Raw genomic sequence first — 26,693 nt, forward strand, 5'->3', positions numbered from 1 at the left:
TTTTCTCGACGAAGAAGGTTCAGGCTTCGCCGGTAGCCGGGACGGGCATTCCGAGACGATAGATCCCGCGAAAATCGTCGGGGTCGGCGACGGGCTTCCCCTTGCGCAGGATGGCGATGCGGCCCTCCTTGGTAAGGCGCACGGCCATCCGGCGAACCGGCTGCATCAGCGGGCTCCAGCCGTCCGGATGCGGCCCGCCGAGGTGGCGCGCCACCTCCGATGGGCAGACGGTCTTGCCTTCTCCCCGCTCTGAAACGAGGCGGAGGATCGATTCGCCGATCTCCTCCTCGCTCACGGATCTGCGCTCTGTGCTCATGACTCGGTGTCCTGCAGGGTGGCCTCGTCGTCCTCGTTGAGGAGGATGGCGCGGATATCGGAGGTGAATTGCCGTCGCCACATGACACAGATGACGCCCGTGGTGGCGAGGATGAGAAACCAGGCGTTCACGAACCAGCCGAGATAGGCCAGCGCGAACAGGAAGGCACGCTGTCCCTTTGCGAAATGGGTCCCGGCGGCGATGTTCATGGCGGCGGCCCGGCGGGCGGCGCGGTCCATGTCGCGTTGCGCTGCGCCAGCGCCCTTGGGCGGCACCGCGCCGATGAGGATCGCACCGTAATTGAACAGACGGTAAGCCCAGGCGAATTTGAAGAACGCATAGACGAAGACGACGGCGAGGCCCGCCACCTTGACCTCCCAGGTGACGCGCGTGGCGATGGCGCCGAAGGGCAGCGCGCCGAACAGCGTGAGTACATCGTCACCGGAGCGAGACAGGGTCAGCACCCCGCCGAGCGCAATGAGGGACGTGGAGGCGAAGAAAGCCGTCCCGTTCTGGAGGGACGCGTTGATCGTGGTGTCGACCACCCGGTTGTCGCGGACGATGAGCTGCCGCGACCATTCCTCCCGCTGGCGGTTCATGATCTGGCTCAGGCTCGTGCGCCGCCCGCGCATCCGCGCCACCGCGATCCCATAGCCAGCCCAGGCGGCGACGAAATAGAGAAGGCCGGCAATGTCGAGCGGCGAGAAATCCGCGAAGGTGAACGGCTGCTGCATGGGTTCTGATCGCTTCCCGGCCTATGGCCGACCGGAACCCGGTCTCACCGGTCCGGCGCCGTTCCGCCTGCGGCGCGGACCATAGGTCATCGGCCCGATCCGTGGGAAACGAATCTCTGACGATGAAGGATAAGAGAAACCCGTTATCGTGCCCGTCGGCACGGAGAGATCACGTTCGCAGGATGCGAAATCCCGCATCGGGGGGATTGGCGGAGTCCACCTCCTCCACCGAGGACACGACGGCACCGGCGGGCCCCAGCTTGCAGGCATCGAGCATGGCGGCGACCGCATCGGCGGGACCGCTGAAGGTCGCTTCCACACCGCCATCCGAACGGTTGCGAACATGGCCGTCGAGGCCGCGACGCTCCGCTTCGCGCGAGGTCCAGTACCGGTAGCCGACACCTTGCACCCGGCCACGGATGACGACATCGACGGTTCTGATCGTAGCCAAGAATAAACCTCCTCGCATCCAACCCTGTCTGCGATCCTCAGCCGCGTCCTGCCCGCAGCCAGCGGCGCATCTCGGCGAGGTAAGGCGCCGGGAAAGCGGCGGCTTCGGCCGCGGCCAGCACCGGTTGCAGGTAGTCCGGTCGCGGAACCCCCGGAACGGCGCTGCAGCCGAGATAGATCAAGGCCCGTTTCACGCCGGTCGATGTGGTCACCGGCTGGTAGGCTTTGGTGTAGAGCCGCCCGGCGACGCCCTCGTAGCGGTCGAGGGCCGGCACGTCGGCCAAGGCCAGATCCCAGAGGACGCCCCAGACGGTGGATGTCGGGTCGCGCACCACCGAGGCATAGCCCTCTCGCATGATGATGAAGCGGTGCCGGTTCAGGCGGGCGGTGCCGAGGGAAGTCGAGCCGGGGCAGCGCATTGCCATCGCGGCGGCATCCATGTTGGCGCCGTAGGAGAAGTACAGGGGCATGGATCGGCTGGCCGGAAGGGGATGACGAGCGCCTGCCGGGCCCGATTCGACGGTCGGACCCGCCCAGGAGGGCCCATTCGTGGGGTCCCGGTGAATGAGGGGGGCTGTCGATCCCCCTCGCTTCGAGATTGCGCCTGGCGTTCAGCGAGGGAGCGAGGAGGCCGTGATCGGCTACCCCGCACCTTTAATCGCTATGCGATCAGGCGAATTCCATGATGACCGCGTCGACCGCGAGGCTGTCGCCCTCCTTCGCTTCGATCTTGGAGATGGTGGCGTCGCGCTCGGCGCGGAGCACGTTCTCCATCTTCATCGCCTCGACGATGGCGAGGGGTTCGCCGTTCTTCACTTCCTGGCCTTCCTTCACCAGGATCGCCTTCACCAGGCCGGGCATCGGGCAGAGCACCTGCTTGCCGGACCCGGCATTCTCCTTGATCGGCATCAAGGCGGCGAGTTCGGCTTCGCGCCGGGTGAAGACCCGCGCCTCGGCCGCCGCGCCCGCATGCTGGAGCGCGACGCCGTTGAGAAGGGCGCGCACCTGGATGGCCACGCGGGTGCCGTTGATCTCTCCCGACCAGACCGGCTCACCCGGACGCCAGTCGCTCTCCACCGTCCAGGTCCGGCCGTCTTCGGCGGTGACGACGAGATGCTCGCCGAGATCGTCCACCGTGACCGGGTAGGATTGGCCGGCCAGGATCACGATGCGGTCGCGCTCGAAATGGAGCAGGGCCGGGTCGCGCATCTGGCCCGAGATGCCGCGCTTGCGGGTGTTGAGCTTGTGGTCGATGGCGGCGGCAGCCGCCGCCATGCGTTGGGCGACCTCGCCCTCGGGCTCGGGGGCGACGAAGCCTTCGGGGAATTCCTCGGCGATGAAGCCGGTGGAGATGTTGCCCGAGCGCCAGCGCGGATGCGCCATGAGGGCCGACAGGAACGGGATGTTGTGGCGGATGCCGTCGATGGCGAAGGCGTCCAGCGCCTGTCCCTGCGATTCGATGGCCTCGGCGCGGGTGGGCGCCCAGGTCACCAGCTTGGCGATCATCGGATCGTAGTGGATCGCGATCTCGCCGCCCTCCTCCACGCCGGTATCGTTACGCACGATGGCATTGCCGAACGGGCCTTCCTCCGGCGGCTGGTAGGTGGTGAGGCGGCCAATGGAGGGCAGGAAGTTGCGTGTCGGGTCCTCGGCGTAGACGCGGCTCTCCACGGCCCAGCCGTTGAGCTTCACCTGGTCCTGGCTCAGTGGCAGCGCCTCGCCATAGGCCGAACGGATCATCAGCTCGACGAGGTCGAGGCCGGTGATCATCTCGGTGACGGGATGCTCCACCTGGAGACGGGTGTTCATCTCGAGGAAGTAGAACGACTTGTCCTGGCCGGCGACGAACTCGACGGTACCGGCCGAATCGTAGGAGACGGCCTTGGCCAAGGCCACGGCTTGCTCGCCCATCTTCTTCCGGGTCGCCTCGTCGAGAAGCGGCGACGGCGCCTCCTCGATGACCTTCTGGTTGCGGCGCTGGATCGAGCATTCACGCTCGCCGAGATAGATGACGTTGCCGTGCTTGTCGCCGATCACCTGGATCTCGATGTGGCGCGGATCGGTGATGAACTTCTCCACGAACACGCGGTCGTCGCCGAAGGACGAGGCGGCCTCGGACTTGGCGCGGGCGAAACCCTCCGCGACCTCGTCCGACGAATAGGCGATGCGCATGCCCTTGCCGCCACCGCCGGCGGAAGCCTTGATCATCACCGGATAGCCGATCTCGTCCGCGATGGTGACGGCGTGTTCGGGGCTCTCGATGACGCCGAGGAAGCCCGGCACGGTGGAGACGTTGGCAGCCGAGGCCGCCTTCTTCGATTCGATCTTGTCGCCCATGGCGGCGATGGCGCCGGGATTGGGGCCGATGAAGACGATGCCGGCCTCGGCCAGCGCGCGCGGGAACGCCTCGCGCTCGGACAGGAAGCCATAGCCCGGATGGACCGCCTGCGCGCCCGTCTGTTTGCAGGCCTCGATGATCTTGTCGATGATCAGGTAGGACTGCGCGGCCGGAGCGGGGCCGATATGCACCGCCTCGTCCGCCATCGCCACATGAACCGCGTCCCGGTCGGCATCGGAATAGACGGCGACCGTCTTGATACCCATCCTGCGAGCGGTCTTGATGATGCGGCACGCAATCTCGCCGCGGTTCGCAATCAGGATTTTCTCGAACATCTGTCCAGGCACTCGGGTGAAGCGGGAAAGGTCACGAGCGCCGTCGCGCTCAAGCTCGTTCCCGTTAAAGCAGTTGTGCGGCTTCGCAAAGCTGGACCAATGAAGGATTGTTCATACGCTGCGCCAAACCGGCTGTGTATTCAAAATCATGGTCGATGGTATCCAAGGGGCGGCGTAGCGATTGCGTCCTTCTTCCTTGGCCCGGTAGAGCGCATCATCGGCCTGCCGGACCAGGGCGAGGAAGCCCGACTCGTCACCATTTCCGACGTCGAGGGACAGGCCGATGCTGACCGTGACGCATTGCCCGTCGCCGAGGCCCGGATGAGGAAGCGCCAGTGAATCCGGTGTGACCGACACCAGGGTGTCTTCAGCCTTCTCGGTCAACGATCTATCGACGCTGTTCAACTGCTGCAGAAAGTGTTCGGCGAACTAAATCCGCGTATATGAGTGGTGTAATAAATATTTATTCTAAAAATACCTGTGATTACTGGTTATTTTATTGATATGATGGCGTGACAGCAATGATATTGCGTCGTAGTTTCAATTTATGTGTATTGATCGTTGTAGATCCGAATTTTTGCGATTTCTGGAAAATCTGAAGTTTTGAACCAAGACCGGTAGTGGTTGAGTGTGTCTCCAGGCCCCGTCTATTCGCCATCGTTCACTGGCCAGTCCGGCGAACGCGATCCGAACTCGCTCGGATTCAGGCCGCGTCCAGCAGCTCGACCGGCGATACCGAGGTCGCTTCCTCGACATGGAGACGACGGTGAGCGGAGCCGATGGCGAAGGCGACGAGGATTTCGTGGCTCGTCTCGGCCTCGCGAACGATCTCGAAAGCGATGCGGGCGGCAAGCGGTGTAGGGCCGGCATCGCTGCGCAGGGAGCCGACGAGCCAGCGGGCGATCTCGACATCGACGTAGCCGGTGGGACGCTCGCCCCAGACGGCGAAGTTCACCACTGCGGCGCTCACAAGATCGGCATAGGACATGTCGCTCTGCGGCACGGCCCGGTCGAGGGCGATGAGCATGTCGGCCTCGTCCGCATGCGAGATGCCGTCCGGGAGGATATCGCGACCGAGGACCTGAACGTCGGCGGCGGTGATGCGGCCGGCGGCGACGACACGGTTACAGAAGAGCTGAAGCGAATGGTTGATCATTGGTTGGTGCCTCCCCGGCTTTATTTGCGCCGGTCTGTGTTTCTGCATGTCGATGACTATGCAGAAGGCACCCGTTCAAGAAGTTAACGGCCAAATCTGAATCAACGTTCAGGTTAAAGGCTGCTCACGAATGAGCCTTTCCGAATCGTATCTTTGGAGCCCGGCTCCGCCGCCTCGGCGACGGAGCCGGTTCCCATCTTCGCCTCAGCGCACCACCACTTTCGCGCCGATCGGCACGCGCTCGTAGAGATCGACCACGTCCGCGTTGAGCATGCGGATGCAGCCCGACGACACGGCCTGGCCGATCTTCTCCGGCTCGTTGGTGCCGTGGATGCGGAACAGCGTGTCCTTCTTGCCTTCGGCGAGGTAGAGCGCGCGGGCCCCGATGGGGCTGGTGGGGCCGCCCTCGAGGCGCTTGGGCAGTTCCGGGCGGCGGGCGATCATCTCGGGCGGCGGGTTCCAATCCGGCCACTCGCCCTTGCGGTCGACATTGGCGGTCCCGGCCCAGGCCATGCCGGCATGGCCCACGGCCACGGGATAGCGCACGGCCTTGCCGTCCGGCAGCACGTAATAGAGCCGGCGCTCCTTCGTCACGACGATGACGGTGCCCGCGGGCTCGTTCGTCTTGTAGTCGACGGTGGTGCGGGCGATCTTGGGATCGACATTGCCCTGCGGCGCCTGTTTCAGCCATTCCTTGTCACGGGCCTCACCGGTCAGCGTCGGGGGCTGGGCCAGGGCCGTATGCGCGGTGGGCGGGCTGAGCGGGGCTGTCGCCGTCTGCGTGTTGCAGGAGCCGAGAGCGAGGGCGGACAGGATCGTCGCGGCGCCGAGTGAGCGACGCAGGACGCCGTGACGGGAGGGGATGGGCGACCGGGTCGTGGGCGACATGTGAGAGTGAGCCTGTCTCGAAGCCGGGGGGCTTCGAAGAATGTGGTTGATGGATTATGTCGCCATCTAACTCGCAGACTGATCGGCGCGTAATCTCGCTACCCTGAACCGTGGCGCATTTGCATCGTATGTTGTGCGTAGAGCACAATCGGGTCGGGTGGAACGACGAGGATCGTTCGGAGGGATGAGCGTGACGACCCTGTACGTAAGCCACCCCTCCGCGCTGGATCACCAGATGCCCGAGGGGCACCCGGAACGATCGGACCGGATCCGCGCCGTGGAGGCGGCCCTGGAGAAGGAGCGGTTCTCCGGTCTGCTTCGCGAATCGGCGCCCCGCGCTGAGACGGAAACCGTCGCTCTCGCCCATCCTGTTCCCTATGTGGGGGCGATCATCGCGGCCTCCCCGCGGTCGGGCTATGTCCAGATCGATTCGGATACCCTGATGTCCCCCGGCACCCTCGATGCGGCCCTGCGCGGTGTCGGCGGCGCGGTCCATGCCGTGGATGCGGTGATGAGCGGCGCCTGTTCGAACGCCTTCGTCGCCATGCGGCCGCCGGGCCACCATGCCGAGCGCATGCAGGCGATGGGCTTCTGCCTGTTCAACTCCGCTGCCATCGCCGTCCGTCACGCCCGGGAACGGCACGGAGCCAGCCGGGTCGCCTTGGTGGATTGGGATGTCCATCACGGCAACGGCTCGCAGGACATCTTCTGGGACGATGCGGCGGTGATGTATGCCTCGACCCATGAGATGCCGCTGTTTCCCGGCACGGGCGCGGTGGGTGAGCGTGGCACCCACGACACCATCGTCAACGTGCCGTTACGGGCCGGCGACGACAGCGGGATTTTCCGCGAGAAGTTCGAGAAGGGGGTTCTTTCCCGCCTCTCCGTTTTCGCCCCCGACCTGATCGTGATCTCGGCAGGCTTCGACGCCCACCGCCTCGATCCGCTGGCCAGCGTCGAACTCGACGAGGCCGATTTCGGCTGGGCCACCCGGAAGCTCATGGAGATCGCCGATAAGCATGCCGGCGGCCGGATCGTCTCGGTCTTGGAGGGCGGCTACAGCCTGGACGGTCTCGCCCGCTCGGTCACCGCCCATATGGATGCGCTGATGGGACGGTGAGGAGGACTCACCCTTCCAGCGGCACCTCGCCCAACAGGTCGATGCCGAAGCCCGACAGGCCGACATAGGAGCGGGACGAAGTCGAGAGGTTGCGGATCGAGACGATGCCGAGGTCGCGCAGGATCTGGGCGCCCAGACCGACCTCGCGCCATTGCCGCACGCGCTGGGCTTCCGCTCCTTCTTCCGCATAGGAGGAGAGTGGCACTCCGGCGGTGCCGTCGCGCAGATAGACGAGGACGCCGCGTCCCTCCTTGGCGAAACGGCGCAGGACGCAGTCGATCGACTTGCCGCCGCCGATCACGTCGGCCACCACGTTGGAGCGATGCAGGCGCACCAGCACATCCTGTCCGTCGCCGATATCGCCCTGGACGAAGGCGAATTGCTGCACCGTCTCGAACGGGGTCGTGTAGGCGAAGCCGGTGAGCTCGCCGAATTCCGATTTCACCGGGAAGGTCCCGACGCGCTCGACCAGCTTCTCGCGCGCCTGCCGGTAGGCGATGAGGTCGGCCACCGACACGCGCTTGAGGTTGTGCAGTTCCGAGAAGGCCGTGATCTGCGGTCCCTTCATCACCGTGCCGTCATCGTTGGCCAGTTCGCAGATGACGCCCACCGGCGGCAGCCCGGCGAGCTTGCAGAGGTCCACCGCCGCCTCCGTGTGACCGGAGCGCATGAGAACGCCGCCGTCCTTGGCGATGAGCGGGAAGACGTGGCCGGGGCGGACGAAATCGGATTCGCCCATATTGCCGTTGGCGAGCGCCCGCACCGTGTTGCAGCGCTGCTCGGCCGAGATGCCAGTGGTGAGCCCGTGCTTCACATCCACCGTGACGGTGAAGGCGGTGCCCAGGGGCGCATCGTTGGAGGCGACCATCGGGTCGAGCCGCAGGCGCCGCGCTTCGGCGCGGGTGAGAGGCGCGCAGACGATGCCGCAGGTGTTGCGGACGATGAAGGCCATCTTCTCCGGCGTGCAGAGCGAGGCCGCGACGACGAGGTCGCCCTCGTTCTCGCGATCGTCGTCATCGGTGACGACGACGATCTCGCCGCGGGCATAGGCCTCGATGGCCTGCGTGACGTGGGTATGGGGCACGGGATATCTCTTGGAATTCGCTGGGCGGATGGGCTGCGGCGCGCCGGGTCACCCCCGCGTCCCGACCTGCCCCCGGTGACGCAGATAGTGATCCGCCAGCACGCACGCCATCATCGCCTCGGCGACGGGGACGGCGCGAATACCGACGCAGGGGTCGTGGCGCCCCTTGGTGACGAGATCGACGTCGCGGTTGTTGGTTGTCACGCTCATGCGCGGCGTCAGGATGGAGGAGGTCGGTTTGACCGCGAAGCGGCAGATCAGCGGCTGGCCGGTGGAGATGCCACCGAGCACGCCGCCGGCATGGTTGGCGAGGAAGGTCGGAGCGCCGGCATTGCCCGAGCGCATCTCGTCGGCATTCTCCTCACCGCGCAAAGCCGCCGAGGCGAAGCCGTCGCCGATCTCGACGCCCTTTACCGCGTTTATCGACATCATCGCGGCGGCGAGATCCGCGTCGAGCTTGCCGTAGATCGGGGCGCCGAGGCCGGGCGGCACGCCTTCGGCGACGACTTCGATGACGGCGCCGATGGACGAGCCGTCCTTGCGGATACCGTCGAGATACTCTTCGTAGAATTTGGCCGTCTCGGCATCGGGGCAGAAGAACGGGTTGCGCGCCACCTCGTCCCAATCCCACCGCGACCGATCGACCGCATGCGGTCCCATCTGCACCAGGGCGGCCCGGATGACGATGCCGGCCGGCAGGACCCGCCGCGCGATGGCCCCGGCCGCCACGCGGGCGGCGGTCTCACGGGCCGAGGAGCGACCGCCCCCGCGATAATCGCGGATGCCGTATTTGGCGTCGTAGGCGTAGTCGGCATGACCCGGCCGATAGCTGTCGCGGATCTCGGAGTAATCCTTCGAGCGCTGGTCGGTGTTCTCGATCTCCAGGGCGATTGGCGTGCCGGTGGTCAGCTGGACGCCGCCGGTGCGGTCGTCGGCGAAGACGCCCGACAGGATGCGGACTTGGTCCGGCTCCCGGCGCTGGGTCGTGAAGCGCGACTGGCCGGGCTTGCGCCGGTCGAGCTCCGCCTGGATGTCCGCCGCCTCGATGGGAATCCCCGGCGGGCACCCGTCCACCACGCAGCCGAGGGCCACCCCGTGGCTCTCGCCGAAGGTGGTCACGCGGAAGAGATGGCCGAAAGTGTTGTGCGACATGGTGGGAGACGCTCTAGCGCGGGATGTGGCCGAGAGCAAAGCGCCGGGCTCATGCCAGACCTCGCTGAGCCTGACTCATCGAGCTCTGCCCGCGCGACGGCGCGGCGGCGGTCATCCGCCGGACCTCACTGAACCCGACCTATGGGTCGGGTTCAGTGAGACTTGGTATCATGCCTCCGGCCGCGCCAGCACCCCGCCGGTCATCGCCTCCCGCACACCCGTCGTCGACGGGAAGGTGATCGGCAGGCCCTTCAGCGAGCGCACGGCGAGATGCGCGAAGGCCTGGGCTTCGAGATAGGCCGAGGACCAGCCGATGGCGTCCGCCGTCGTGATCTCGGCGCGCAGGTGGTAGTTCAGGAGCCGCACCAGCTCGCCGTTGCGGGCGCCGCCGCCGGCGACGATCCAGCGCGTCGGGATTTCCGGCGCGTGGTCGAGGGCCCGGGCGACGGACCGAGCGGTGAAGGCGGTGAGCGTCGCCGCGCCGTCTTCCGTGGAGAGCTGGCCGGCGAGCTTGTGCGAGAACCAGTTGCGGTCCAGCGATTTCGGCGGCCGGCGGAAGAAGAACGGATGGGTCAGGAGCCAGGCGAGGAGCGGCTCGTCCGGCCGTCCCCGCGCCGCCGTGCGCCCGCCATCGTCCAGGGGCCGGCCGGTGCGCTCGCGCATCCAGTCGTCGATGAGGGCGTTGCCGGGTCCGGTATCGAAGGCGATGACGTCGCCGTTGGAGGCGATGAGCGTGGCATTGGCGACCCCGCCAATGTTGAGGATGCCGAGCGCGCCGTCATAGCCCGCCGCCTTGGCGAGCGCCTTGTGAAAGACCGGCACCAAAGGCGCCCCCTGCCCTCCCGCGGCGATATCGGCATGGCGCATGTCCGACACGACCGGGATGCCGAGACGGCGGCTGAGTGCGGCGCCGTCGCCGATCTGCACGCTCATGCGCTGGTCGGGCCTATGGACCACGGTCTGCCCGTGGAAGCCGATGACGTCGATATCCGCAGCGCTGAGGCCGTTATCCGCAAGGAAGGCTTCCACTGCCTCCGCATGGGCCGCGGTGACGAAGGCCTCCGCCTCCGCGAGGCAGCCGGGCCGGTCCTCGCGCGCGACCACGGCTTCGGAATCGGACAGTGCCCGGCGAAGCAGCTCACGATCCTCGTCGGTATAGCCGCGATAGCCGGTGGGGCCGAGCGGCTCGAGGTAACCGTTATGGCTGCGGACCACCTTCACGTCCTCGCCGTCGGTCTCGATCAGCGCCACGTCGACGCCGTCGAGGGAGGTGCCGCTCATCAGGCCGATCGCCCGCATCATGGTCATGCCGTTTACGCCCCGTGCCTTCCGCGGTGAGCCCTGCTAAGAGCCGCGCATCACTTGACCTACTGCTATCACGCTGGCGTTTCTTCTGTCCCGCGCCGCGACCCGTCGAATCCGGAACCCCGCATGTCCACCGCTACGCCGAACCAGCCTGAGACCTTCGCGCCGAAATCCGACTTCCTGCGGGTTCTGTCCGAGCGCGGCTACATCCACCAGGGATCGGACCTCGCCGGGATCGACGCGGCGGCCCTGGAAGGCCGCCTGACGACCTATGTCGGCTACGATTGCACGGCCGCCTCGCTGCATGTGGGGCATTTGCTGTCGATCATGATGCTGCACTGGCTGCAGAAGACCGGAGGCACGCCGATCACCCTGATGGGCGGCGGCACGACCCGCGTCGGCGACCCGTCCGGGCGGGACGAGTCGCGGAAAATCCTCACGCTGGAGCAGATCGAGGAGAACAAGGCCGGGATCCAGAAGACCTTTTCGCGGTTCCTGACCTTCGGGGGCGGCGGCAACGGCGCGACCATGGTCGACAACGCCGAGTGGCTGACCAAGCTCAACTACATCGAGATGCTGCGCGATATTGGGCGTCACTTCTCGGTCAACCGCATGATGTCGATGGACAGCGTGCGGATGCGCCTGGAGCGCGATCAGGAACTGTCGTTCCTCGAATTCAACTACATGATCCTGCAATCCTACGATTTCGTGGAGCTGAACCGCCGCTACGGCTGCATCCTGCAGATGGGCGGATCGGACCAGTGGGGGAACATCGTCAACGGCATCGATCTCGGCCGCCGCATGGGCACGCCGCAGCTCTACGGCCTGACCTGTCCGCTGCTTACCACGGCGTCCGGCGCGAAGATGGGTAAGACGGCGGCCGGAGCGGTCTGGCTCGATGCCGGGATGTTGAGCCCCTACGATTACTGGCAGTTCTGGCGCAACACCGAGGATGCCGACGTGGCTCGGTTCCTCAAGCTGTTCACCCTGCTGCCGATGGACGAGATCGCCCGGCTTCAGGCGCTCCAGGGCGCCGAGATCAATGAGGCCAAGAAGGTGCTGGCCACCGAGGCGACGGCGCTCATGCACGGGCGCGAGGCAGCCGACGCTGCGACCGAGACCGCCCGCAAGACCTTCGTGGAAGGCGCCGTGGCGCAGGACCTGCCGAGCGTCACCGTCGCCCGCTCCGTTTTGGAAGCTGGTCTCGGCGTGCTCTCGGCCTTCGGTCCCGACCACGCCAAGCTCGTCCCCTCCACCAGCGAGGCGCGGCGCCAGATCAAGAGCGGCGGATTGCGCGTCAACGACGTCCAGATCACCGACGAGAAGGCAGTGCTGAACATGGCCGATCTCGGCCAGGACGGCGTGGTGAAGCTTTCCTTCGGCCGCAAGAAGCACGTGCTTCTCCGGATCGAGTGAGGCGACGGGGGTAGAACCTCGATCGGGGCTTTCGAAAGTGTGGCGCATCTCCTTCCCCCCTCTGCGGGGGAAGGTGGCCCGCGAAGCGGGTCGGATGAGGGGAGCACGTTGTTCGGAGAGATCGCCCCCTCTCCCGCCGGCGGCGCTAGAGCATTCACATAGTTCGCGGGATGCGCCACCCTGCCCTCCTCCGCCTTGTGGGGAGGAGTTGGAGGTGGGGTGGTCGGGTGCCCCTCCCGCTGCTGCGGAGGCTGGCGGAGCCACCCCCACTCCTAACCTCTCCCTACAAGGGGGAGAGGGACGCGGTCTGCCTAAAAGCAGTTGTATAAATCCCGTAGCCCGCAGAGGGAGGACGTGGCCGGCTACCTCAGCGTTCGGTCTCTCCGGCGGAGGTCGCGCCGGGAAAGCCGTCATTGCCTCCGGCGCTGAACAGCCGACGCAGGATTCCGGGAGCCAGGGCTGAAAGCGGGTTCACACTCACATCCGGCTTGGACAGGCGGCCCGAGACCCGGAAATTCAGGGCGAACAGGCCCTCGTTGTTCCCGCCGCCGAGAAGCTGTCCGAACAGCGGCAGGCGCGAGACGACGTTGTTTAGCCCGTAGAGCGGAACGAAGGTGCCGTTGATGTCGGCGCGTTCCTTGGCCGTGTCGAGATAGCCGCTCATGGTGAAGCCCATCGCCGCGTTGGAGATGGCGGCGTCGGTGAAGTCGACGCGGCTGCCGGTGCGGGTGAAGTTTGCCCGCAGGCGGTCGAAGTTCACGTCGTTGCCGGCATTCTGGATGATCTGCTTGCGGCCCTTGGCATCGACGACTTCGCTGGTCGCCGGGCCCTGCGCCATGATGCTCGACAGGGCCGGCTCGTTGCGCAGCATGAAATCGCGGATCTGGACCACGCCGGTCTGCGGCCCGTCTCCGAGGGTGCTGCCGAGGACGAGGCGCCCGCCATACATGCGCTTGTAGATATCGACGAAACGCAGGGTCGCCCCGGCATCGGTGGTCTCGATGTTGATCGAGGGATCGCTGCGCCCCGAGCGGGACACCACCGCCGAGAAGCCGGCTCCGTTGAAGCGGCCTTGCAGGCGACCCGAGCGGAAATCCTTGCCCTTCATCGAGAGCTTCGCGCTGGCGCCGGTCAGCGCCTCGCCGTTGAAACCGGTGATGATGCCTAAGCTGATATCGGCCTCGATCTCCTTGGACTGGTCCCGGCCGCTTTCCTTGCCGGCCTTGCCCTCGGGTCCTCCAAGCGACTTCATGAAGGGCCGCGCATCGGCCACGGCCCCTTTCACGCCCACCTTGTAGAGGTTGCCGCTGCGGTCGATCTGAATGCGCATGTCGTCGCCGGGCGAGAGCTTGAAGCTCGAAAGGTCGGCCCGGTCGAATTGCCCATCGCCATTGATCGCCGCCGTGCCGCGCGCGCTGGCGCTGCCGGCATCGAGGACGATGTCGCGCAGGTCCATGGCCCCGCCCGGGCTGACCTCTGTCATGACGAAGCTGACGCGCCCCGGCTTGCCGGCCGGTTTGACGAAGCCCGGAATCAGGCCATCGATGGAGGCTCGGGACAGATCCGCTTCCATGCGGATGGGCGAGCGCGCCGGGCTCCCCTTTCCGATCGCGAGATTGATCTTTAGCGGGATCGGCCCGGCGAGTTGCGGGGCCACCGGCAGGCCTCGCCTCGCCCGCAGGGCTTCGTCGACGAGGAGCGTCGCGTTGACCTCGCCCGGTGCGCCCGCCTTCGGTTGGCGCAGGTCGAGGGTGAGCGGCGAGCCGAGGACCCGGCCGTCGCCCTTCAGGGTGAAACCGCCCCGTTCGTAGGTAACGGCGAAGCGGCCGTTCTCCAGCTTCTCCTTACCGAAGGCCTTCTCGACGGCGAGGTCGTTCAGGGTTCCGGTGAGGCTCACGGGAAGGTCCGGCAATTCGGGGATGCGCTTGAGGTTGAGCGGGAAGTCGATGCGCAGATCGGCATTGCCCTTGACCGAAGCCGGGTCGATCTCGACCCCGGTGAGGTTCTTGAACATCTTGGTCTGGAGCAAAGCGACGAGGGCGTCCGCGCCGCCGCCGAGCTTGAGGCCGATCTGGGCGGTGACGGTGTCCGGCGTGATCTTCGGGATCACGAACGAGCCGTCCGTGATGTAGAGCGTCCGGTCGTCCGGCATCTTGATGTCGGCGGTGACGCCGCGGATGTTCGTGGTCAGGCCGGTGATGGTCCCCGTCACACGGCCGCGGCTCAGGGGGGGAGCGCCCTCGCTCACCGCCAGCGTGGCGTTGGAGACGGCGAAATCGATATGGATGGCGCTGTCCGGCATCGGCTCGCCACGCGTCGCGGCGGCAAGCTCACTGCCGCTCATGTCCACGGTGATGTCGACCTTGTCCACGAGGCCGCCCTGGAGGTTGTCCACCAGATACTCGCGGGCGGGCGGAGCGATATGCTCCGGCCACAGGCGCAGGGCCATGCGCCCATCGGTATGGGCCGCATTGATCTTCAGGGTGAGGCCGCCCTCGTCAGCGCTGGTGTCCACCGTACCGGTGACCCGGCCGGTGGCTCCACCGGCTCCCGCCACGGTGAACTCGTCGATGGACATGCCGCCATCCCGTCCCGTGACATGGGCCGAGAGGGCGTCGAGCTTGACCGGCTTGTCGGTCCTGGCGGCACCGCGCAGGATCGCATCCTTGCCCGCGAGGGCCAGGGTCCAGGCCGTGGGGCCCCCCACCGGGCTCGCGGTCCAGACGCCGGCGAGATGCACCGCGTTGCCGGCTCCGAGATAATCGATGCTGTCGAGGTTCAGGACCCGCTTGGCCTCGTCCCAACTGACCGAGGCGGTCAGGCTCTCGATGGTGACCGGGTTGAAGTCCTTTTCCTCAATGAGGAAATTGCCATCGCTGGTCTTGACCGTCGCTTTTAGGGTTTCGATCCGGCCCTGGTCGAGGCCTACTTCCGCTTTGGCCGAGACCTTCAGGTCGGTCTCGATCGGCAGTTTCGATTGCCCCGAGAGGAGGAGGAGATCGGTGACCGGCAGATCGTCCAGGGTGATGATGCCGTTGCGCTTTCCTTCGCCGCCCTCGTGCAGGTCACCGCCGAAGCGCCATTCCCCGTGAGGGCCGTCGATGCGCAGCTCGAACACGCGGGAGTCCCGCACCGCGTCGCGCCGGAACAGACCGTTCACATGCTCGAACACCCCGCGCTGGCGGGCGTCGTCGTCGATCAGCGTCAGGCGACCGTTCGTGATCCGCGCCCGGTCGAGGGCTCCGACCACGCCGGCCGGATCGAGGACGATGCCGAAGATCGAAGCGATGGCGGCCGAGATCGGCGACGAGGTTCCTCGGGCACTATCCACGCTGGGCAGCGTATGAGGCTCCGCCGCGGCATGGGCCGGATCGGAACCGGCGAAGGCGATGGACCCGTCGCGGTGGACCAGGGCCGTCATCTGCAGATCGCGGAACTCGATGGCCCTCGGCTGGACGGCGAGGCGCAGCAGACCCCAGGTATCTAGGCTCACCACCGCCATGGGAGCGCGCAGCACAAGGGCGCCGTCCGGGTTGTGGATGTCGAGGCCGGCGACCTGAAGCGCCAGGGAATTCTCGGAATCGAGCTCGACGGTGCTGTCGCGCAGGTCCACCCGCCAGCCAGGGCCGATGCTGCCCGCGATGGCCGAGGCCACGCGTTCGGACATGCCGTCGATGCGCAGGGGACCGTTGGTCAGACGCCAGAACGCGCCGGTAACGGCGAGCGTCAGGGCGACCACGAGCACGACCGAGCACCATAGCAGCGGGCGCCGCCGGCGGCGCGATCTGCCCCGTCGCAAACCTGTGGCCGTGTCCTGGTTCATCGATCCTTGAGCCGCTGGATCGGACGGGCCGCTCACGCTATCGAGCGGGTGTCCGGGATTCGGGGTTGCCTTGACCCGGCAATCTTTCGGTCCTCAGCCGAGGGGTTACGTGCACCCCTCGATCAACGCCTCTTGTGGCACACTATCAATCGGCCGAAAGGAAGGCATCATGTCTCTCGACACCGGAGATCACGCTCCCGCCTTCACGTTGCCCGGAGCGGGCGGCGCGGAGATCAGTCTCGATGCGCTCTTGGGTCGCAAGGTCGTACTCTATTTCTACCCCAAGGACGATACCAGCGGGTGCACCCTGGAGGCGCAGGGGTTCAACGCTCTTGGCGACGCCTTTGCGGAAGCCGGTGCCGTCGTGGTGGGCGTTTCACCCGATTCGGTGAAGAGCCATGACAAGTTCCGGGCCAAATACGATCTGACCTTTCCGCTCGCCTCAGACGAGAGCAAGGCGATGCTCGAAGCCTACGGCGTGTGGGTCGAGAAGAGCATGTACGGCCGTAAATATATGGGCGTCGAGCGCACCACGGTGCTGATCGACGCGCAGGGCCGCATCGCGCGGATCTGGCCGAAGGTGAAAGTTCCCGGCCATGCCGACGAGGTCCTGGCCGCCGCGCGCGCCCTCGCCTGAAAGCTGTCCCCCTCCGGCATCATGGCTAATCCCCTGACGCGCGATTTTGCGCTTCTTTAACCCTGATCCCCTCCAATGGCGCGAGTTGGATTGGGGTTGCCCGTATGCGCCTGTCGTCACCTATCGCCGGAGGGTTGCGCTTGCCGAAAGCCGGGCGGCGCCTCGTGCCGGCTTTGGCTTGCGGGCTGGCGATCGCCACGCTCTGGGCCGGGGGCGCCACGTGGTACTTGGTGTTCCACGACGAGGTGCTGGCCCGGTTCGTGTCCCAGCAGACCGCCCTCCAATACGGGTACGAGGAGCGGATCGGAGCCCTCAGGCTTCAGCTCGACCGGGCGACGATGGAGCATCTGGCGACGCGTGAGGGCATCGCCGCGCGCATCGCCGATCTCTCGCAACGTCAGGCCGTGCTGGAGAAGCGTCAGGCCCAGCTCGCGCTTCTCGCCGGCGAGGCGCAACGCCCAATCATTGCCGCCGACCAGATCGGCGTCGACGATCCAGTCGAGACCGGGGCCCTCGGCTATGCCGGTCCGGTGGCCGATCCCGTTGCTAAGTCGTTTGCTGCGCCATTGCCCAAGTCGGTGCCGAAGCCGTTTCCCACTCCGGATGCACTCGAACTGCGCTCGCGCGACACTGACGGACAGCCCGGCCGCCAATCCCTGCGGAAGAGCGAGCAGGTTCTGGCGGCGCTCGACCAGCGCCTCGATCGACTGGGAGCGGACCAGATCCGAACCCTGGACGGGTTGGGCGTGCGCGCGATCCGTGGGTCCCAGCGCCTGCGCGACATCGTGTTCCGGGCCGGCCTCGACCCGCAGCGTTTCGAGCGCCAGCGCGAGGCGGGCATTGGCGGGCCGCTCGTGCCGCTCTCTGCCGATCCGTTCGGCATCGCGGTCGGACAGGTTCAGCGGGCTCTCGGCGAGGAAGACCGCCTGCGCCGCATCGCATCCGCCCTCCCCGTCCGGCAGCCCCTGACCGGCAAGTACAGCCTGTCGAGCGGTTTCGGACCGCGTCTCGATCCGTTCACGCGCGGGCTCGCCCTGCATACCGGCCTCGACATGAAGGCCGAGTTCGGGGAAAGCGCGCGCGCGACGGCGGCCGGCCGGGTGACGGTCGCAGATTACAGCGGCGGCTATGGCAACATGGTCGAACTCGACCACGGCAACGGGCTCGTCACCCGCTACGCCCATCTCTCGTCGGTCTCGGTCGGGCCCGGAGAATGGGTCGAGGCCGAAGCCGCCATCGGCCGCGTCGGCTCCACCGGACGCTCGACGGGAAGCCACCTGCATTACGAGACGAGAATCGACGGCGAGCCCGTGGACCCGCTGCGTTTCCTGCGCGTCCTCAGCGGATCGGACGCGCAGTTCCTCGCCGCCCGCTAGGAGCGCACATCTGAAGGCAAGCGAGGATCAGTCGATGTCCTCGACCTCGCCGGCTCCGCCATAGACGCGCTGGGCCAGCGACGCTTCCATGAAAGGATCGAGCGCGCCGTCCAGTACCTCGTCGGGATCGGTGGACTGGGTGCCCGTGCGCAGGTCCTTCACCAGCTGATACGGCTGCAGCACGTAGGACCGGATCTGGTGGCCCCAACCGATATCGGTCTTGGCCGCGTTCTCGGCGTTGGCCTTCTCTTCGCGTTTCTTGAGCTCGGCCTCGTACATCCGGGCGCGCAGCATGTTCCAGGCGGTGGCCCGGTTCTTGTGCTGGGACCGCTCCTGCTGGCACGCCACCACGATCCCGGTCGGGTTGTGGGTGATGCGCACGGCCGAATCGGTGGTGTTCACGTGCTGGCCACCGGCGCCCGACGAGCGATAGGTGTCGATGCGGCAATCCGATTCCTTGATCTCGATGACGATGCGGTCATCGATCACCGGATAGACCCGGACGCTGGCGAAGCTGGTATGCCGGCGCGCGCTGGAATCGTAGGGCGAGATCCGAACGAGGCGGTGAACGCCGGATTCCGTCTTGAGCCAGCCATAGGCGTTGTGGCCCTTGACCATGAGCGTGGCGCCCTTGATCCCGGCCTCGTCGCCATCCGACCATTCGACGATGTCGACCTTGTACTTCCGGCGCTCGGCCCAGCGGCCGTACATGCGCTGGAGCATGTTCGCCCAGTCCTGGCTCTCGGTGCCACCGGCTCCGGCATGGACCTCGACATAGGTGTCGAGCCCGTCGGCTTCGCCGGACAGGAGAGTCTCGATTTGGCGGCGCGCAGCCTCCTTCTCGACGGCGCGAACGCCATTCTCGCCCTCGAGAATGGTGTCCTGGTCGCCTTCCATCTCGCCGAGCTCGATCAGCGTGACGGCATCGTCCAGATCCTGCGCGAGTTTCCTGATCGCAGCCACGGCCTCTTCGAGGGCGCCGCGTTCACGCATGACCTTCTGCGCCGCCTCCGCATCGTTCCAGAGGTCGGGGTTCTCGGAAGCCGCATTCAGCTCCGCGAGTCGTTTCTCGACGGTATCCCAGTCAAAGATGCCTCCTCAGCAGTCCGATCGACTGCTTGGCGGCATCCGAGAGTTGTTCGATCTCGGCGCGCATCTGGTGTTTCGGCTCGTGGTGAAGGTATGGGGCTCGGCGTGTGAGCGCGGGTGATACCGAGACGCCTGCCCGGTGTAAACGGCGGCGCCCGTCTTCCTTATCCGTCACGATCCGAGACGCTGCGAACGCATGGCGCCACACATAGCTTCCAGACCCACCGCCCGCATGCGGACACGCGCGCTCTATCTCGCGGCTGGCCTGGCCGTCATCGGCGCGGGATTGACCCTCCGCTTCGTCCCTGTCGGACTGCCCTCGGGGATCGTAAAATACGGCGGCTCAGCCCTATGGGGCGCTATGGTCTATTGCCTGGTCGCGGTGCTGCTGCCGGGCCGGCGCACGAGGGCCATTCTTATCTTTGCCGGGACGATCGCCCTCTTGGTCGAACTCTCCCGCCTCATCCATACGCCAGCGCTCGACGCTTTCAGGCTGACGCTCGCCGGTGCTCTTTTGCTCGGACGGATCTTCTCGCCCTGGAACCTCGTCGCCTATGCGGCGGGCCTCGCGGCGTCGGCCCTCGTGGATCGTCTGGTCAGATCGCGGGCGGATGGGGAATAGAGGTCAGCGCCCGTAGGCGGGGGGCGCGACGCGCGCCGGGGCCAGGACGAATTCGTGCGGCCGCTTGCGTCCGTTCAGCGGACCTTCCGTCGGCGAATCCTCGAAATAGCTGTTGCCGCTGAGGCCGAACCCGCCGCCATTCATGACGCTGGGCACGGGAATCGCACGCGCATCGTCAGGGACGGGACGGCCCGTCGCCCGGTCCGTCGGCAGGATGTAGGGGCCATGCGAGGCCGTATAGAAGGTCTGGGCGACCGCGCCGGTGGCGACGGACAGGCCGAGGCCGATCAGGCCGGCGGCGGCGAATGTCGAGAGATGCTGCACGGGTCGCTCCGTCGCGGTGTTCACATGCGGCCGCGGCCGCTCTTGCTCCTACCATGACTCAGGAGAGGTTGCCTGTCCGTGTCATTGGCGCGCCAAGCCGCAACTTTTTCACGTCCGCCCTCCGGGCTCGGGATGGGCGTCCGATCCCTGGGGCAACCGAGCCGGACGCGCCGCGTTGACCTCCCAAGCGCGATCTTCAAGCGCATCCAACAAGGAGCCCAACGTGACCGCCATCAAGATTTCTGCCGCCGCTGCCACCCTTGTCGTTGCCCTGTCCGGTGCCGCCTTCGCACAGACCGGCATGCCCGAGAGCCACGGCACCAACGCCGCCGGTTCGAAGTCGGGTGTCGTGGGCAAGGGGGACAGCCTCGAGGCCGGCCCGGCGACCACCGGAACCGCGACCGCACCGGGTGCCCGCATGGCACCGGGCAATGCCGTGCCGGCCACTCCCGGTATGACGACCAACGATCCGAGCGCGGCACCGCGCCCCGTGAGCCCGGCGCCGGCCGCCCGCTGAGGCAAGGTCCGACCGTTTTAGGAGTGGGCTGATCGCCCTCTGAAAGGAAAAGGCCGGAGCGATGCTCCGGCCTTTTTCATGAAAGGGTGCTCCGTCCGGGCGGATCAGCCCTTGGAACGAAGCACGACCTGCGGCTCGCGATGAACTGGTTCGCAATTGCTGACGACCGCATTCAGGACGAAGGGCCGAGAATCGCAGACATAGCTCAGGCCCGGCTCGGGCGCGGGAACGGGGTCACGCGCGACGATCGGGTTCGGCGCGCAAGCACCGGCCGATCCGGCCAGCAGCAGCGCGACGGTCAGGGTCAATCCGCGCATACGATCCTCGGTGGCAGGCGACATTCCGCGACCCTGCTCACCGGGACGGCATGTGACAAGCACATGAGAGGGTCACCGGCCGCTTTGGCGCGACCTGTCTCCTCCCCGCAACATCGTCTCCGATGCGTCAGCCCGCTTTGGTCAACGGCACGACGTTGTGCAGCGTGCGGTCGGACGTCTCGAAGAAACGGCGAATATTGCGGGCCGCCTGACGGATGCGCTGCTCGTTCTCGACCAGCGCGATACGGACGTAATTGTCGCCGTGTTCGCCGAAACCGATACCCGGCGCCACCGCGACGTCCGACTTCTCGAGAAGCAGCTTGGAGAATTCCAGGCTGCCGAGGCTCTGATACTTTTCCGGAATCGGCACCCAGGCGAACATCGACGCCGACGGGCTCGGGATCTTCCAGCCGGTCTTGTCGAACGACTCGATCAGCGCGTCCCGGCGCTTCTTGTAGATCCCGCGCATCTCGACGATGCAATCTTCCGGCCCGTTCAGGGCAGCCGTCGCCGCGACCTGGATCGGCGTGAAGGCACCGTAATCGAGGTAGGATTTCACGCGGGTCAGCGCCGCGAGCAAGCGCTCGTTGCCGACAGCGAAGCCCATGCGCCAGCCGGCCATGGAGAAGGTCTTCGAGAGCGAGGTGAATTCCACCGTGCAGTCGATCGCGCCCGGCACTTCCAGAACGGAGGGTGGCGGCTCGCCGTCGAAATAGACCTCCGCATAGGCGAGGTCCGACAGGATGATGATCTCGTGGCGCTTGGCGAAGGCGACGAGGTCCCGGTAGAAATCGAGGCTCGCGACGTAGGCTGTGGGGTTCGAAGGGTAGCAGACCACGATCGCCACCGGCTTCGGGATCGAGTGCTGCATGGCCTTTTCCACGGCCGGGAAGAAGGCCGGGGTCGGCTCGGCCGGCACGGAGCGGATCACGCCGCCCGCCATCAGGAAGCCGAAGGCGTGGATCGGGTAGCTCGGATTCGGCACCAGCACGACGTCGCCCGGCGCGGTGATCGCCTGCGCCATGTTGGCGAAGCCCTCCTTCGAGCCGAGCGTCGCCACCACCTGCGTGTCGGGGTTCAGGCTCACGCCGAAGCGGCGCTTGTAATAATTCGCCTGGGCGCGGCGCAGACCGGCGATGCCCTTCGAGGACGAGTAGCGGTCCGTGCGCGGCTTGCCCGCCGTCTCCACCAGCTTGGCGATGACATGACGCGGGGCGTCGAGATCGGGATTGCCCATGCCGAGATCGATGATGTCGGCGCCATTGGCGCGCGCCTGGGCCTTGATCCGGTTGACCTGCTCGAACACGTAGGGGGGCAGGCGCTTGATGCGGTGAAAATCGGTCATGGGCTTCACGGGGTCCGATGCGCGAATCGCATGATTCGCGCGTTCAAAACTGTCATCACTCTGACGTGGTCGGCCTGTCTACCATTTCGGCGGCCCGGAGCCGACCGTTATTGTGCAGGCTGGATCTGGCCGGTGGCGCGGGCGGCGCTCTCGGCGGCGCGGCCCTTGGCCTCGTTACGCCCACGAGCGCCCATCAGATCGTTCTCCAGACTCTTGGTCCCCTCGGCGGTGCGGGCGCTGATGGGTCTGGCGGGTGCTGCGACGCCGACGGGCAGGTAATCGGCGTCGGTCTTGCGGGACTGCACCACGAAGTCGGGCGCCTTCACATCTTTCGGCCCTCCGCCGGCGAGCGTATAGGCGCCGCGCATGGCGTTGAGGTCGCCGGAGCATCCTCCTGCGGCGAGAAGTCCGCCGAGGACGAGGGCGAAGCGCGGAGCAAAGCCGCACCGCCTGTGATTCCGTGATGAAGGCTCTGACATAATGACCTGAAACGTAAGCCGCGCCCTGGCGGAAAGTCGAGGTGCCGCGTTAATTTGTCGAGAACGAGGACGGTTCGGCCGGGCCGTCCCACGGAATAGAGGGGAAATCCACGCGTGACGACCGACAGGACGACACCGCTTCCCGATATCGACGCCTTGTCCCGCAACGCGACGTTGCTGATCGAGGAGTTCACCCGGACGGCCGGCGCCTACATGAAGCCGATCAGCCAAGCCGACCCGCTCGACCCCGAACTGGCCAAGCCCCCGGAAGAGGTCAACGACGTCGTCAAGACCCTCGGCACCGTCGCCGAGCGTTGGATGGTCGATCCGCAGAAGTCCCTCGAAGCCCAGAAGAAGCTCAGCGACGCGTTCATTACCCTGTGGGGCTCGACCTGGCATCGACTCCAGGGCGAGGAGGCCCCGCCCGTGGCTTTGCCCGAGGCGAAGGACAACCGCTTCAAACATGCGGAATGGTCCACCAACCCGATCTTCGACTTCATCAAGCAGAGCTACCTCATCACCTCCCGCTGGGCGGAAGAACTCGTCGACGAGGCCGACGGGATCGACGAGCATACGCGGCACAAGGCGCAGTTCTACCTCCGGCAGATCGTCGGCGCGCTCTCGCCCTCGAATTTCGTGATGACCAATCCCGAACTGATTCGGCACACGCTGCAGGAGAACGGCGCCAATCTCGTGCGCGGCATGAAGATGCTCGCGGAGGATATCGAGGCTGGCAAAGGTCAGCTGCGCGTCCGCCAGACCGATCCGTCCGGGTTCGAGGTCGGCGTCAACGTCGCCGTGTCCCCCGGCGAGGTGGTGTTCCGCAACGATCTGATGGAACTCATCCAGTATTCGCCGACCACAGAGACGGTGCTGAAGCGCCCGTTCCTGATCGTGCCGCCCTGGATCAACAAGTTCTACATCCTCGATCTCAACCCGTCGAAAAGCCTGATCGGCTGGATGGTGTCGCAGGGCCTCACGGTCTTCTGCATCTCGTGGGTGAACCCCGACGAGCGCCATGCCGACAAGGATTTCGAGAGCTACATGCGCGAGGGCATCGAGGCGGCCATCGACGCGATCGGTGTCGCCACCGGTGAGAGCGAGGTCGCGGCGGCGGGATATTGCGTCGGCGGCACTCTGCTGGCGGTGACCCTGGCCATGCAGGCGGCCACCGGCAACAAGCGGATCAAGAGCGCCACCTTCCTGACGACGCAGGTGGATTTCACCCATGCCGGCGATCTGAAGGTCTTCGCCGACGAGGAGCAGATTCGCGGCATCGAAGCCCGCATGAAGAAGCGCGGCTACCTCGAAGGCTCCGGCATGGCGGCCGCCTTCAACATGCTGCGCCCGAACGACCTGATCTGGTCCTACGTGGTCAACAACTACGTGAAGGGACAGACACCCTCGGCCTTCGACCTTCTCTACTGGAACGCGGACGCCACGCGGATGCCGGCGGCCAACCATTCCTTTTACCTGCGCAATTGCTACCTCGATAACACCCTCGCTCAAGGCCGCATGATCCTCGGGAACGTGCGTCTCGACCTGAAGAAGGTGAAGGTGCCGATCTTCAACCTCGCCACCCGCGAGGATCACATCGCCCCCGCCATCTCGGTGTTCGAAGGGTCGTCGAAGTTCGGCGGGCCGGTCGACTACGTCCTGGCCGGGTCCGGTCATATCGCTGGCGTAGTCAACCCGCCTTCCAAGCCGAAATACGGGTACTGGACCGGCGGGGTGGCCAAGGGACGCCTGGAGGATTGGATCTCGGCGGCGACCGAGCACAAGGGGTCGTGGTGGCCCTATTGGTTCGAATGGCTGGAAAAGCAGGCGCCCGCCCGCGTGCCTGCCCGGATTCCGGGAGAAGGAGGCCTCGCCTCCCTCGGGCCGGCGCCCGGGACCTATGTCCGCATGAAGGCGTGATCGGATCGAATGGCCGAGTCGAGAACGCGACCGTCGGTGGCTCGTGCGGCCGGCTGACAGGTGTTCGACTGCCTTTTTTCGAATCCCCGTCACCTCATTCTGAGGTGACGGAGCGTAGGCTTCGAGGGAGCCCTCCAGTTCGCGCAACGGTGTCTGGAGGGCTCCTTCGGGGCGGCTATCGCTGCACCTCAGGATGAGGTCGAGGGGGGAAGATCTCCTCAAAGCCGCGGTGTTCCGGTCGAGGACCCTCAGAACTTCCGCACCAGCGGCGCAGGAGCGATCGGAGCGGCAGGCGTTCCGAAGACGTAGCGGAAGCCCACCGAAACGATGTCCGCGCTGCCGCTGGTATCGGCCGCGAAGGGGATGTCGCGGAAGTTGTAGTCGCGGCCCGGCCCGGCCAGGAGCTTCGAATCGCCCACGAGGAAGAGGTGGGAATAGGCGATGTTCAGGGTCAGCTTCTCGCTCCAGCGATAGCTGCCACCGAGCGAGACGTTGAAGCGGTCGCTGTCGGGCAGCCGCACCGAGCGGTTCGAGAAATCGATGGGCGATTGCTCATAGGCGAGACCGCCCCGGACGGTCAGGGCCGGCGACCAATCGTACTCGCCGCCGACGGAATAGGTGTAGCCGTCCTTGTAGTTCAGTGGCAGCGTGGTCGCGATGCCGCCGGTGGTGCGGCCGACGATGCCGACATCGCCGAGCCTCGACCAATTGTCCCACTCGAAACCGAGATTGACACGGGCGACCGGGCTGACGGCCTGGGTCAGGCCGACGCTCAGCTTTTCCGGGGTGTTGAGGTTGGCGGTCACCTGCTGGCTCAGGAGGGCCGCCGGCCCCGGCAATAGGAAGGCGCCTTCGATGTCGTGATGCACGGAGGAGCGATAGCCGACGCCCAACGCCGTCCCGGCCCAGGGGGTGATGAGCACGCCCGCCGTGAAGCCCACGCCCCAGGATTCTCCCTTGAGCGACGCGTTGGGGGCGATGAGCGGGCTGAACGAGAGCGGGAAGGCTTGGCGAAGGGTCAGCCGGAAATACTCGATGTTCGGCCCGGCGGCGATCGAGAGCCACTCGTTGACCTTGAAGCCGATGGTCGGGTTGAACGAAAGCGAGAAGATTCGGCTCGACCGTCCATAGACTTCACCGGCCCAGTCATCGCGGGGCTTGGTCACGAGGCCGAACGGAGCGCCGGTCTGGATGCCGATCCAGAGCCTGTCGGTCAGCTGATAGGAGGTGGCACCGGCCGGGATCACGGCTCCCTGGCCGATATCGCCGCTGCCGCCCAGTGGCGCGAATAACGGCGAGGTGCCGTCGGTCGGGGTGATCTTGGAGGAGAGGTTGATGAAGCTGAGATTCTGCTCGCTGACCCAGCCGGGATTCATGGTGATCGTCGCCGGGTTCCAGAACATCGACGAGACGCCTCCGGAGCCGGATGCCGCACCGGCGAAAGCCTGACCTTGGGCAAGGGTGCTCTGTTCGCGGATACCGAACGCGCCGGCCAGGGCTCCCCCCGCCGTCAGGGTCAGGAGCGCGGTAGAAATTCCCGCCAGAGCCGCGTTGCGAATCGTCATGGCCATGTCCTCTTCCCGACCCTTGCTTACGATGCTCGGATTTACCGTGGAGTGATCCCCGGCCCGCATCTTGAGCAGAAGAGTGCCGTTCTTGGCCGGTCTATGCAATCCATGTTAGTTGAGGTGTTAATCGTTTCCTAATCTGAGATTTACTTTGAGGATGCATTCGATGACATCATCGGCCTGTGTCACCGAAAAGCATCGCGGTAGATGGTTCACATCTAAACTGTCGGATTTACGCATCGGCTTTCATGCAAGAAAATGCGTATTCCGGCGGGTTTCCCGAGCAGTGTATGAATTATGCAACATGCGCCTGGCCGGCCTCGACACCTTGCCAGGGACGGTGGTGGGACCGATCTCAGTGCCAGTCCATCGATCGAAGGGGAGT

Annotated in this window: 25 protein-coding genes; 7 read left to right on the forward strand and 18 right to left on the reverse strand. The window is 66.0% G+C overall.

Annotation, left to right across the window (positions count from 1 at the left end; genetic code table 11):
- Positions 1-19: 19 nt before the first annotated feature.
- The 8 genes from ACYQOP_RS23630 to ACYQOP_RS23665 form a co-directional block, all read right to left on the reverse strand.
- On the reverse strand, positions 20-316 hold the full coding sequence (locus ACYQOP_RS23630) for a DUF3253 domain-containing protein (RefSeq protein ID WP_461224483.1): 297 nt from the start codon (positions 314-316) through the stop codon (positions 20-22).
- A complete protein-coding gene (locus ACYQOP_RS23635; protein ID WP_461224485.1) occupies positions 313-1,050 on the reverse strand; it encodes a DUF599 domain-containing protein in 738 nt (245 codons plus the stop codon). The genes ACYQOP_RS23630 and ACYQOP_RS23635 overlap by 4 nt, the downstream gene beginning before the upstream one ends.
- Positions 1,051-1,219: 169 nt before the next feature.
- Positions 1,220-1,501: an acylphosphatase gene (locus ACYQOP_RS23640; RefSeq protein ID WP_461224487.1), complete on the reverse strand. Its 282-nt coding sequence runs from the start codon at positions 1,499-1,501 to the stop codon at positions 1,220-1,222.
- Between the two features lie 37 nt (positions 1,502-1,538).
- Complete coding sequence (locus ACYQOP_RS23645) at positions 1,539-1,970, reverse strand: gamma-glutamylcyclotransferase family protein (protein ID WP_056423837.1); 432 nt, start codon at positions 1,968-1,970, stop codon at positions 1,539-1,541.
- Between the two features lie 199 nt (positions 1,971-2,169).
- Entirely contained in the window at positions 2,170-4,173 is a 2,004-nt protein-coding gene (locus tag ACYQOP_RS23650) for an acetyl-CoA carboxylase biotin carboxylase subunit (protein WP_461224489.1), read from the reverse strand.
- A gap of 111 nt (positions 4,174-4,284) precedes the next feature.
- Positions 4,285-4,557 (reverse strand): diguanylate cyclase domain-containing protein, encoded by a 273-nt coding sequence (locus ACYQOP_RS23655; RefSeq protein ID WP_461224491.1) that lies wholly within the window; start codon positions 4,555-4,557, stop codon positions 4,285-4,287.
- Between the two features lie 319 nt (positions 4,558-4,876).
- The gene (locus ACYQOP_RS23660; protein ID WP_461224493.1) at positions 4,877-5,329 is read right to left on the reverse strand and encodes a hypothetical protein; all 453 of its coding nucleotides are present in this window, start codon (positions 5,327-5,329) and stop codon (positions 4,877-4,879) included.
- 204 nt (positions 5,330-5,533) lie between these two features.
- A complete protein-coding gene (locus tag ACYQOP_RS23665) occupies positions 5,534-6,217 on the reverse strand; it encodes a L,D-transpeptidase (RefSeq protein WP_461224495.1) in 684 nt (227 codons plus the stop codon).
- 184 nt (positions 6,218-6,401) lie between these two features.
- Between ACYQOP_RS23665 and ACYQOP_RS23670 the strand changes: the two genes are divergently transcribed.
- Complete coding sequence (locus ACYQOP_RS23670; protein WP_461224497.1) at positions 6,402-7,337, forward strand: histone deacetylase family protein; 936 nt, start codon at positions 6,402-6,404, stop codon at positions 7,335-7,337.
- Between the two features lie 7 nt (positions 7,338-7,344).
- Here the strand turns inward: ACYQOP_RS23670 and ribB are convergent, their stop codons facing one another.
- The 3 genes from ribB to ACYQOP_RS23685 form a co-directional block, all read right to left on the reverse strand.
- The gene (gene ribB, locus ACYQOP_RS23675; RefSeq protein ID WP_207410470.1) at positions 7,345-8,421 is read right to left on the reverse strand and encodes a 3,4-dihydroxy-2-butanone-4-phosphate synthase; all 1,077 of its coding nucleotides are present in this window, start codon (positions 8,419-8,421) and stop codon (positions 7,345-7,347) included.
- Positions 8,422-8,469: 48 nt separating this feature from the next.
- Entirely contained in the window at positions 8,470-9,573 is a 1,104-nt protein-coding gene (aroC, locus tag ACYQOP_RS23680) for a chorismate synthase (protein ID WP_461224500.1), read from the reverse strand.
- A 168-nt stretch (positions 9,574-9,741) separates the two neighbouring features.
- The gene (locus ACYQOP_RS23685; protein WP_419952707.1) at positions 9,742-10,881 is read right to left on the reverse strand and encodes an anhydro-N-acetylmuramic acid kinase; all 1,140 of its coding nucleotides are present in this window, start codon (positions 10,879-10,881) and stop codon (positions 9,742-9,744) included.
- Positions 10,882-11,004: 123 nt separating this feature from the next.
- Here ACYQOP_RS23685 and tyrS point away from each other — a divergent pair, with 123 nt between their 5' ends.
- Positions 11,005-12,294, forward strand: a complete 1,290-nt coding sequence (gene tyrS, locus ACYQOP_RS23690; RefSeq protein ID WP_419952706.1) for a tyrosine--tRNA ligase — start codon at positions 11,005-11,007, stop codon at positions 12,292-12,294.
- Between the two features lie 367 nt (positions 12,295-12,661).
- Here tyrS and ACYQOP_RS23695 read toward each other — a convergent pair whose 3' ends face one another.
- Positions 12,662-16,117: a YhdP family protein gene (locus tag ACYQOP_RS23695; RefSeq protein WP_461224503.1), complete on the reverse strand. Its 3,456-nt coding sequence runs from the start codon at positions 16,115-16,117 to the stop codon at positions 12,662-12,664.
- Between the two features lie 169 nt (positions 16,118-16,286).
- Here ACYQOP_RS23695 and ACYQOP_RS23700 point away from each other — a divergent pair, with 169 nt between their 5' ends.
- Positions 16,287-16,754, forward strand: coding sequence for a peroxiredoxin (locus ACYQOP_RS23700; RefSeq protein ID WP_461224505.1), 468 nt, complete (start codon positions 16,287-16,289; stop codon positions 16,752-16,754).
- Between the two features lie 104 nt (positions 16,755-16,858).
- The gene (locus ACYQOP_RS23705) at positions 16,859-18,130 is read left to right on the forward strand and encodes a M23 family metallopeptidase (protein ID WP_461224507.1); all 1,272 of its coding nucleotides are present in this window, start codon (positions 16,859-16,861) and stop codon (positions 18,128-18,130) included.
- 27 nt (positions 18,131-18,157) lie between these two features.
- Here ACYQOP_RS23705 and prfB read toward each other — a convergent pair.
- Positions 18,158-19,286, reverse strand: a protein-coding gene (gene prfB, locus ACYQOP_RS23710; protein WP_156467674.1) for a peptide chain release factor 2 whose coding sequence is annotated in 2 segments (ribosomal slippage) — positions 18,158-19,216 and positions 19,218-19,286 — 1,128 coding nt in all. Because the reading frame shifts where the segments join, the coding sequence is not laid out codon by codon here.
- Positions 19,287-19,451: 165 nt separating this feature from the next.
- On the opposite strand from prfB, the gene ACYQOP_RS23715 reads away from it, so the two are divergent.
- Positions 19,452-19,841 carry a ribosomal maturation YjgA family protein gene (locus ACYQOP_RS23715; RefSeq protein WP_461224509.1) on the forward strand — a complete coding sequence of 130 codons (390 nt, stop codon included), beginning with the start codon at positions 19,452-19,454 and terminating at the stop codon, positions 19,839-19,841.
- 3 nt (positions 19,842-19,844) lie between these two features.
- Here ACYQOP_RS23715 and ACYQOP_RS23720 read toward each other — a convergent pair whose 3' ends face one another.
- Entirely contained in the window at positions 19,845-20,165 is a 321-nt protein-coding gene (locus ACYQOP_RS23720) for a hypothetical protein (protein WP_461224511.1), read from the reverse strand.
- A gap of 223 nt (positions 20,166-20,388) precedes the next feature.
- Here ACYQOP_RS23720 and ACYQOP_RS23725 point away from each other — a divergent pair, with 223 nt between their 5' ends.
- Positions 20,389-20,682: a hypothetical protein gene (locus ACYQOP_RS23725; protein WP_461224513.1), complete on the forward strand. Its 294-nt coding sequence runs from the start codon at positions 20,389-20,391 to the stop codon at positions 20,680-20,682.
- A gap of 104 nt (positions 20,683-20,786) precedes the next feature.
- Here ACYQOP_RS23725 and ACYQOP_RS23730 read toward each other — a convergent pair whose 3' ends face one another.
- From ACYQOP_RS23730 to ACYQOP_RS23740, 3 genes are all read right to left on the reverse strand, one after another.
- Positions 20,787-20,999 (reverse strand): hypothetical protein, encoded by a 213-nt coding sequence (locus ACYQOP_RS23730; protein WP_056423810.1) that lies wholly within the window; start codon positions 20,997-20,999, stop codon positions 20,787-20,789.
- Positions 21,000-21,126: 127 nt separating this feature from the next.
- Complete coding sequence (locus ACYQOP_RS23735) at positions 21,127-22,344, reverse strand: LL-diaminopimelate aminotransferase (protein WP_461224515.1); 1,218 nt, start codon at positions 22,342-22,344, stop codon at positions 21,127-21,129.
- A 107-nt stretch (positions 22,345-22,451) separates the two neighbouring features.
- Positions 22,452-22,823, reverse strand: coding sequence for a hypothetical protein (locus ACYQOP_RS23740; protein ID WP_056423807.1), 372 nt, complete (start codon positions 22,821-22,823; stop codon positions 22,452-22,454).
- A 114-nt stretch (positions 22,824-22,937) separates the two neighbouring features.
- Here ACYQOP_RS23740 and ACYQOP_RS23745 point away from each other — a divergent pair, with 114 nt between their 5' ends.
- Positions 22,938-24,740: a PHA/PHB synthase family protein gene (locus ACYQOP_RS23745; protein ID WP_461224517.1), complete on the forward strand. Its 1,803-nt coding sequence runs from the start codon at positions 22,938-22,940 to the stop codon at positions 24,738-24,740.
- A 248-nt stretch (positions 24,741-24,988) separates the two neighbouring features.
- On the opposite strand, the gene ACYQOP_RS23750 is transcribed toward ACYQOP_RS23745, so the two are convergent.
- The gene (locus ACYQOP_RS23750) at positions 24,989-26,311 is read right to left on the reverse strand and encodes an OmpP1/FadL family transporter (RefSeq protein ID WP_461224519.1); all 1,323 of its coding nucleotides are present in this window, start codon (positions 26,309-26,311) and stop codon (positions 24,989-24,991) included.
- Between the last annotated feature and the right edge of the window lie 382 nt (positions 26,312-26,693).

Source organism: Methylobacterium sp. CM6247, from assembly GCF_054817925.1.

What these genes read in the sequence shown, in the direction of transcription:
- ACYQOP_RS23630 (WP_461224483.1), bottom strand. Translation starts at nt 316, where the DNA reads ATGAGCACAGAGCGCAGATCCGTGAGCGAGGAGGAGATCGGCGAATCG.
- ACYQOP_RS23635 (WP_461224485.1), bottom strand. Translation starts at nt 1,050, where the DNA reads ATGCAGCAGCCGTTCACCTTCGCGGATTTCTCGCCGCTCGACATTGCC.
- ACYQOP_RS23645 (WP_056423837.1), bottom strand. Translation starts at nt 1,970, where the DNA reads ATGCCCCTGTACTTCTCCTACGGCGCCAACATGGATGCCGCCGCGATG.
- ACYQOP_RS23650 (WP_461224489.1), bottom strand. Translation starts at nt 4,173, where the DNA reads ATGTTCGAGAAAATCCTGATTGCGAACCGCGGCGAGATTGCGTGCCGC.
- ACYQOP_RS23660 (WP_461224493.1), bottom strand. Translation starts at nt 5,329, where the DNA reads ATGATCAACCATTCGCTTCAGCTCTTCTGTAACCGTGTCGTCGCCGCC.
- ACYQOP_RS23665 (WP_461224495.1), bottom strand. Translation starts at nt 6,217, where the DNA reads ATGTCGCCCACGACCCGGTCGCCCATCCCCTCCCGTCACGGCGTCCTG.
- ACYQOP_RS23670 (WP_461224497.1), top strand. Translation starts at nt 6,402, where the DNA reads ATGAGCGTGACGACCCTGTACGTAAGCCACCCCTCCGCGCTGGATCAC.
- aroC (WP_461224500.1), bottom strand. Translation starts at nt 9,573, where the DNA reads ATGTCGCACAACACTTTCGGCCATCTCTTCCGCGTGACCACCTTCGGC.
- ACYQOP_RS23685 (WP_419952707.1), bottom strand. Translation starts at nt 10,881, where the DNA reads ATGACCATGATGCGGGCGATCGGCCTGATGAGCGGCACCTCCCTCGAC.
- tyrS (WP_419952706.1), top strand. Translation starts at nt 11,005, where the DNA reads ATGTCCACCGCTACGCCGAACCAGCCTGAGACCTTCGCGCCGAAATCC.
- ACYQOP_RS23695 (WP_461224503.1), bottom strand. Translation starts at nt 16,117, where the DNA reads ATGAACCAGGACACGGCCACAGGTTTGCGACGGGGCAGATCGCGCCGC.
- ACYQOP_RS23700 (WP_461224505.1), top strand. Translation starts at nt 16,287, where the DNA reads ATGTCTCTCGACACCGGAGATCACGCTCCCGCCTTCACGTTGCCCGGA.
- ACYQOP_RS23705 (WP_461224507.1), top strand. Translation starts at nt 16,859, where the DNA reads ATGCGCCTGTCGTCACCTATCGCCGGAGGGTTGCGCTTGCCGAAAGCC.
- ACYQOP_RS23715 (WP_461224509.1), top strand. Translation starts at nt 19,452, where the DNA reads ATGCGGACACGCGCGCTCTATCTCGCGGCTGGCCTGGCCGTCATCGGC.
- ACYQOP_RS23730 (WP_056423810.1), bottom strand. Translation starts at nt 20,999, where the DNA reads ATGCGCGGATTGACCCTGACCGTCGCGCTGCTGCTGGCCGGATCGGCC.
- ACYQOP_RS23735 (WP_461224515.1), bottom strand. Translation starts at nt 22,344, where the DNA reads ATGACCGATTTTCACCGCATCAAGCGCCTGCCCCCCTACGTGTTCGAG.
- ACYQOP_RS23740 (WP_056423807.1), bottom strand. Translation starts at nt 22,823, where the DNA reads ATGTCAGAGCCTTCATCACGGAATCACAGGCGGTGCGGCTTTGCTCCG.
- ACYQOP_RS23750 (WP_461224519.1), bottom strand. Translation starts at nt 26,311, where the DNA reads ATGGCCATGACGATTCGCAACGCGGCTCTGGCGGGAATTTCTACCGCG.